Source organism: Nostoc sp. 'Peltigera membranacea cyanobiont' 232 (assembly GCF_002245985.1).
In the GTDB taxonomy this organism is placed as follows: domain Bacteria; phylum Cyanobacteriota; class Cyanobacteriia; order Cyanobacteriales; family Nostocaceae; genus Nostoc.
The window spans coordinates 111,317-117,450 of sequence record NZ_NOLK01000006.1 but is presented as its reverse complement, the minus strand read 5'-3'; the positions used below and the strand labels follow the sequence as shown (position 1 = coordinate 117,450).

The following is a 6,134-nucleotide window of genomic DNA, read 5'->3' as shown; positions in this document are numbered from 1 at the left end:
AAATATGAGTCCTACATTTATAGTTTAGGAATTTATGAACCCCAGCGAAAGACCTTTCTCATCATAAATATAGCTATACTTGCACCTATTGCCCCTAACATACCCAGAATTAATAATCTCAAATCAATTTGAGGAAAATTAATAATTACTTTAAGTATTGCATAATGAAAATCAATAATTAATTTAAGTATTTCGTTTTGATTTTTAAATGAATCTTTATTAAGAATAATAAACCCGATTAATAGACCTTCATACCCTCCGATAGCACCAATTAATAGTCTAAATATTTCAATGAAAAAATTGGTTTTCCTTGTGATAAGTAGAGTAGCTATTCAGCAAATGCTCCTCCAAAAAAAGGTAGCCCAAATATTATTGCGAGAAGTATTAATGACTCTCGATTGCTTGGTGGTTCAGGAAAAGGTGATGCCAAAAATATTGTGAGAAGCATTGATAATGCTAGATCGCCTGGTTCCCGCATAATCTAAATTATTCATGATTAATTTTAGTTTTTAGCCAATTACTATTGACAAATTAACCATAATTCATAATTATTGCTTTTTGTTAGCAAGCAGCTTTTTATCTGCATCTTCCATTTCTAAAAGTTCTGGAATAGTCACAAAGCGATAGCCTTGTTTTCTAAAATTGCTAATAATTTCTGGCAAAGCTTGTACAGTTCTAGAACGGTTGCCACCACCATCATGCATCAGCACAATACCACCAGGTTTGGAATCTTTAATTACGTTATCGATCAACTTTGGTACAGGTGGTAATTTGTAGTCTGTGGAGTCAGCCGACCACATGATCACAGCATACTTCTGTCCTTTCGCATAAGCAGATAATCCATTGTGCAGCATACCACCAGGCGGTCGGAACAGATTTGTTTTAGCACCTGTAATTTGATAAATTAGGTCTGTTGTGCGGTCAATTTCATAAGCTGCCGCTTGTTGATTAAAGAAGTGATACCAGTGATGCCAAGTATGGTTAGCAATAACGTGACCTTCAGTTACAATTTTCTTTCCTATTTCTGGAAAATTTTTTAGGTTCTGCCCGACAACAAAAAACGTTCCTTTGATATTATTTGATTTCAGAATATCTAGTACTTGCTCTGTAGTGTCAGGCCAAGGGCCATCATCAAAGGTGAGAGCAATCACTTTTTCACCCTGAGTGAGTTTTGCCGCTTCAATTACTGCCCCTTGAAAACGTGACGGTAGAGCGTAAGACAGTCCTTTTGTTTGTGCTTCTTGCTGCCAACTTGTAAGCATCGCCGCCTTTAATTTCTCAATTCGCTGCTGAGTTCCTACGTTTGCAGTTACATCCTTAATATCTATACCTTGTCTACTTTGAGCCTCTGAAGCGTTTGGTCTTAGAAGCATCATGAAAGCAAGGCTAAAAACACCACCTAAAGCAAGCAGTGCAATTAATATTCCTTCTGGCCACAGAAACGACTTATTGTTTTCCACCTCATAGCTCCTTCAAATATCGAATCATCAACCACACTTATGCCGGTACGTCATAGCACATTTTTTTAGATATTTTAAGATACCAGTTACTTTCTGCTAATGCTGAAAACTGGAATTTAAACTAACCGAAATTCACAATCGAGAAGACAGACTACACAGCTTTAACTTAAATCTAGATACTCTATATTTAGATAAGCGCTTATACAATAGTTACTACTGTTTAATGAAAACCCATTCATAAAAGGCAATGTCTGTACTTCTAGATCCTTATCTCTAGTTCTAAGAAGAAGCATAATTAGATAATTAACCACACCCCAAAATCCTCTTAATAGAAGTTTTGAATCAGTTACTGTCTTTCACTTCACAGCTAAGGCAGCATTGTACTTTCAAGTTTTATAGCTTTACAAATAAAATGAACTAAACTGTCTTGCCTACAATTTACAATTTTTGCAGGCTGAAGTTTTTATCGTCAGACTGTCTGACAGTAAAGTTGTATAATTTACAACTTAGTTCATTATTTGATTAATATACAAAACTACTGACAAGGAGAGGGTATCTTCCAAAAAATAGTTTAGTAAACTATTAGTTAATTAAGATATATTCTACTGCCTGCTGTTATTTCTTCTTTTTTAAGAAAAAGTTAAATTTTAAACTGACAGAATGTTGCCTTGTACTTTCTATGAAATAGACAGACGAAAATTGATTAAATATAGTTTCTCATTGCCAAGGGGCATTTATTCATTAATCTATACACTTTTGACTCATTCAGCAAAAATAATTTTATCGGCAGTTTAACTCTATTTTTGATGCTGATACTTAAGCCTAAATTGCTAGTAGCTTTTTTTCTTTTAATTTTCTGCTCGATCGCAAAAGAGGTTCATATATCATTCATAGTACACTTTAATATATACTGTTACCGTGTAATTACCGAAAATAATCCTATGTGTATAGGCAAGTTAAAATTTGGAGTAGTATGTCATCTATTGAATCATTAAATTCTAAAATTAAAATGTAATGTTTTTTACTACGATCGCGTATTGCAATGGCTTTCGTATTTTAAAAAACATTTACGAAGTAGTTTAATCTATGTAATATTACTTAATAGTTTTTTTAACTAAGTTTTCAGCAAGACTGCTATTTGCCTTTTTTTGCTAAAGTGAATAAGTGAGGTACAAAATATACATACAGAAAGTTTCTATCTTCTGCCGACGCTCGCAGACTCGCTCTAAACGTACTCCTGCAAAGAAGCAAGCTATGCGTAGCGTCTCTATACCTTTTGAGTCAAAATAATCAAGGTATTTGTCCCACTTCTGAAACTGGCTAAAAACTTTTATGATTCCTCACGAAAGTGATGCAAAAGAAGATACTGCGTCGTTGAAAGTATTGCGTAGTTGGCAAGAAAATCTGATTTTAATTGCGATCGCATTATTTTTAGCACTCTCGATCAGGACTTTTATCGCTGAACCCCGCTATATACCTTCTGATTCGATGTTGCCAACCTTACATACTGGCGATCGCTTGGTAGTTGAAAAAGTGTCTTACCATTTTCACCCTCCCATAACTGGAGATATTATTGTTTTTCAGCCACCCGCAGAATTACAACGTCGGGGATATCCCAAAGACCAAGCTTTTATCAAGCGGGTTATTGGTCAGCCTGGTGAGGTAATTAGTGTTGATTCTGGCAAAGTCTATCTCAACGGTCAACCATTGGCAGAAGACTACATTGCTGAACCACCAAATCAGCCATATCAACCAGTGAAAGTCCCAGAAGACGAATTTTTTGTTATGGGAGACAACCGCAATGATAGTAATGACTCTCGCTATTGGGGCTTTTTACCCAGAAAAAATGTTATCGGTCGGGCAACATTTCGTTTTTGGCCTCCCGATCGTATTGGATTTATTTAAATAGTTAGGAGTCATTCAATTTTGGATTTTAGATTTTTCCTTCAATTAAAAATCTAAAATTGGCAGAGTTAGTAGTTATTTTAAAACTTCTAACTTAAAATCTTAAATAATACATCAGTTGGGCGATCGCATCACCACTTAACTCTAGCCGTCGTTGAAAATCAGCTAGGTTACGGTAAGGCCCTACTGATTGCCGATTTTGAACTACTGCTTCTGCTAAAGACAAATCTATAAATGGAATTTGTGCTAACTTTTCCACTGTTGCTGTATTCGGATTGACTAAATGGGTCGGATTGTCTAGAGATTCGCCATCGTAGTAAATAAAATTTAGCAGAGGCTTTAATGGTTCCAGGCGCGGCGCTGGTATAGCCAAAGCCGCAGCAATATCTTCAATACAGTAAAATTTAACACCAGAATGCGAAAGTTCTACAAGCGATCGCGCTTGGTGAATTGACAATCCTGGAAGGCGTAACCAATCATCTACAGTCGCTTGATTTGCATCAATGCGAATACCTAATTTTGCCGCTATCTGAATTTCTTCCCCAGATTGGAGGCGATAGTAGGGATCGTTGAGGAGTTTGGCGCGGAGCTTTTGCAGTCTGGGGTTCAAAGGTAGCCAGTTATTCATATCGCTTACTTTAACCAATATTGAAGTCAAGCCCCCATCCCATAAGGGTTGATTGTAATGCGATTGGGGTTGAAATCCCCTTTTCGCTTACATAATTACGAATTACGAATTACGAATTACGAATTACGAATTACGAATTATTTAAGAAATCTGGTCTAGCAATTGGCGGCGCTTTTGTTCAAACTCATACTCTGAAATCAGTCCATCTTGGCGCAAAGCATCTAATTCTCGCATTGCCTCAGCCATCGCTCCTACCTGATTACTTACTTTTTGTGAGTTTCTTGTTGCTGACTTACCGAGATTAAAATTACGATCGAAAGCTTCTTCATCTTGGGCTAAATACCAAACTGCCTCAATGGCACTAGCTACCTTGGGGATAGGTGTCCAGGAAAGCAGCACATACAAAATACCCCACAACGGTTGTCCTAGATAGAATTTATGCAATCCTGAAATTGTCAGCGTGCCAGAAAAAGCTAAAACAGCAGCAACACTTCGACTTTTGCGCTTAGTCAACATATTTATAATAAATCTACCAATAACACAGTTCCTACAATCAGATAGTCAACTACCTTGTCTTGCCCTTCAGACTTTTGGATGGGAAGTTCCACGCACAATTTAGTATTTGAAGAAATTTGAGTAAGTTTCACATGACTGTGCATTGAGCTTTGATGCTAATTTTAAGTTTTTAACAGCTTTATTACTACTATGTCACAGACCTTACTACCGCCGGGATGGGTTGAAAAGCTTTGCGATCCTTACGCTGTGCTAGGAATTTCTGTGATTGCTGACGATCGCCAGATTTTCAAACGCTATCACACTTTAGCGAAACTCCTACATCCCGATCGCTATGCCAAAAACTGCAATCCAGACCAAAAATTAGCAACAGCAATATTTAGCCATTTAATCAATCCAGCTTATGAACAACTGAAACACCGACAGAAGCGCTTGATTGCGATCGCTATGCTGCGATCGGATACCAGAGTTTTGGAGCAGAAGTCTTTGTCTTCTCAAAGTGCCATCGCTCATGAAATTACGGAAATGTCTACACCTGAAGCAGAATTGTTTTACGAAGAAGCGATCGCCTGCTATGCAGAAGCTCAATACAAATCACTAGATCAGTTTTATCAGGTGACGCAACAAATTAGTATACTGAATCTAGTTTATTTACGGTTGCATAAACCACACCTTTTCCTACCACAAAAAGCTGTTCCCATCATCCCGGAAGTAGAAGTCAACCCAGTTGAACCAGTTTTGACAAACTACGCTCAACGTCACTACGAGCGAGCTATTGAATATGTCAGGCTAGCCAAATGGGCCCTAGCTGTGCAAGAACTGCGCGATGCCATCAAGTTAGAGCCAAATAACAGCGACTATTATGCCTTGTTAGGTTTGGTACATCTCCAACAGAAATTTATGGGGATGGCTAGGGTTTACATCTGTCAAGCATTAAAACTGAATCCCCAAAATTCACTAGCTTTGAAATACGCTCCCGGACTGAAGATTCAACCAGGTGAAAACACCAATCCGAAATCAATGGCTAAAGCTATGAGTATTGCTGCTTTATTAAGTCGGTTTACAAAGGGTAAAGGTTCTCAAGTCAAGTGTTGAAATTTCGGTAACAAACCGTACTAAAACCGAAGCTTCGTCACTAGATTACTCACCTAGACTAAAATAATAAATAGAAGTAAAACTATTAAGCTGCTGAGTCTGGGCGCTCAGTTTAGTATAAGCAATATGGGATTCTTCGATTCTGAGATCGTTCAGCAAGAAGCAAAACAGCTATTTGATGATTATCAAGCGCTAATCAAGCTTGGTAATAACTACGGCAAATTTGACCGCGATGGCAAAAAGCTGTTTATTGAGCAAATGGAAGCCATGATGGATCGATATCGCATCTTTATGAAGCGCTTCGAGTTATCAGAAGATTTCATGGCACAAATGACCGTAGAACAACTGAAAACGCAATTAGGTCAGTTCGGTATCACCCCGCAACAAATGTTTGACCAAATGAACCTCACTTTAGAACGGATGAAAGCCGAGCTAGAAAAACAGGCTTAGTCAATTTTAGATTTTGGATTGGCAATTAATCCAAAATCCAAATTGCGCTAGAAGCGCACCAAAGCTGCGACCCAAAATCTCAA

6 protein-coding genes are annotated in these 6,134 nt (G+C 37.6%); 3 read left to right on the top strand and 3 right to left on the bottom strand.

Translation table 11 applies throughout. From position 1 onward, the window contains the following. Positions 1–548 precede the first annotated feature (548 nt). Positions 549–1,460, bottom strand: a complete 912-nt coding sequence (locus tag CDG79_RS03775) for a polysaccharide deacetylase family protein (RefSeq protein WP_094340861.1) — start codon at positions 1,458–1,460, stop codon at positions 549–551. A gap of 1,332 nt (positions 1,461–2,792) precedes the next feature. Between CDG79_RS03775 and lepB the strand changes: the two genes are divergently transcribed. Further along, positions 2,793–3,365 (top strand): signal peptidase I, encoded by a 573-nt coding sequence (gene lepB / locus CDG79_RS03770; protein ID WP_094340858.1) that lies wholly within the window; start codon positions 2,793–2,795, stop codon positions 3,363–3,365. Between the two features lie 94 nt (positions 3,366–3,459). Here the strand turns inward: lepB and CDG79_RS03765 are convergent, their stop codons facing one another. Beyond that, positions 3,460–3,993 carry a ComEA family DNA-binding protein gene (locus CDG79_RS03765; RefSeq protein ID WP_094340855.1) on the bottom strand — a complete coding sequence of 178 codons (534 nt, stop codon included), beginning with the start codon at positions 3,991–3,993 and terminating at the stop codon, positions 3,460–3,462. A gap of 141 nt (positions 3,994–4,134) precedes the next feature. Next, on the bottom strand, positions 4,135–4,509 hold the full coding sequence (locus CDG79_RS03760) for an NINE protein (protein ID WP_094340852.1): 375 nt from the start codon (positions 4,507–4,509) through the stop codon (positions 4,135–4,137). Positions 4,510–4,698: 189 nt separating this feature from the next. Here CDG79_RS03760 and CDG79_RS03755 point away from each other — a divergent pair, with 189 nt between their 5' ends. Further along, complete coding sequence (locus CDG79_RS03755) at positions 4,699–5,601, top strand: J domain-containing protein (protein ID WP_094340849.1); 903 nt, start codon at positions 4,699–4,701, stop codon at positions 5,599–5,601. Between the two features lie 126 nt (positions 5,602–5,727). Next, on the top strand, positions 5,728–6,051 hold the full coding sequence (locus CDG79_RS03750) for a DUF1825 family protein (RefSeq protein WP_094340846.1): 324 nt from the start codon (positions 5,728–5,730) through the stop codon (positions 6,049–6,051). Positions 6,052–6,134 lie beyond the last annotated feature (83 nt).

What these genes read in the sequence shown, in the direction of transcription:
- lepB (WP_094340858.1), top strand. Translation starts at nt 2,793, where the DNA reads ATGATTCCTCACGAAAGTGATGCAAAAGAAGATACTGCGTCGTTGAAA.
- CDG79_RS03765 (WP_094340855.1), bottom strand. Translation starts at nt 3,993, where the DNA reads ATGAATAACTGGCTACCTTTGAACCCCAGACTGCAAAAGCTCCGCGCC.
- CDG79_RS03760 (WP_094340852.1), bottom strand. Translation starts at nt 4,509, where the DNA reads ATGTTGACTAAGCGCAAAAGTCGAAGTGTTGCTGCTGTTTTAGCTTTT.
- CDG79_RS03755 (WP_094340849.1), top strand. Translation starts at nt 4,699, where the DNA reads ATGTCACAGACCTTACTACCGCCGGGATGGGTTGAAAAGCTTTGCGAT.
- CDG79_RS03750 (WP_094340846.1), top strand. Translation starts at nt 5,728, where the DNA reads ATGGGATTCTTCGATTCTGAGATCGTTCAGCAAGAAGCAAAACAGCTA.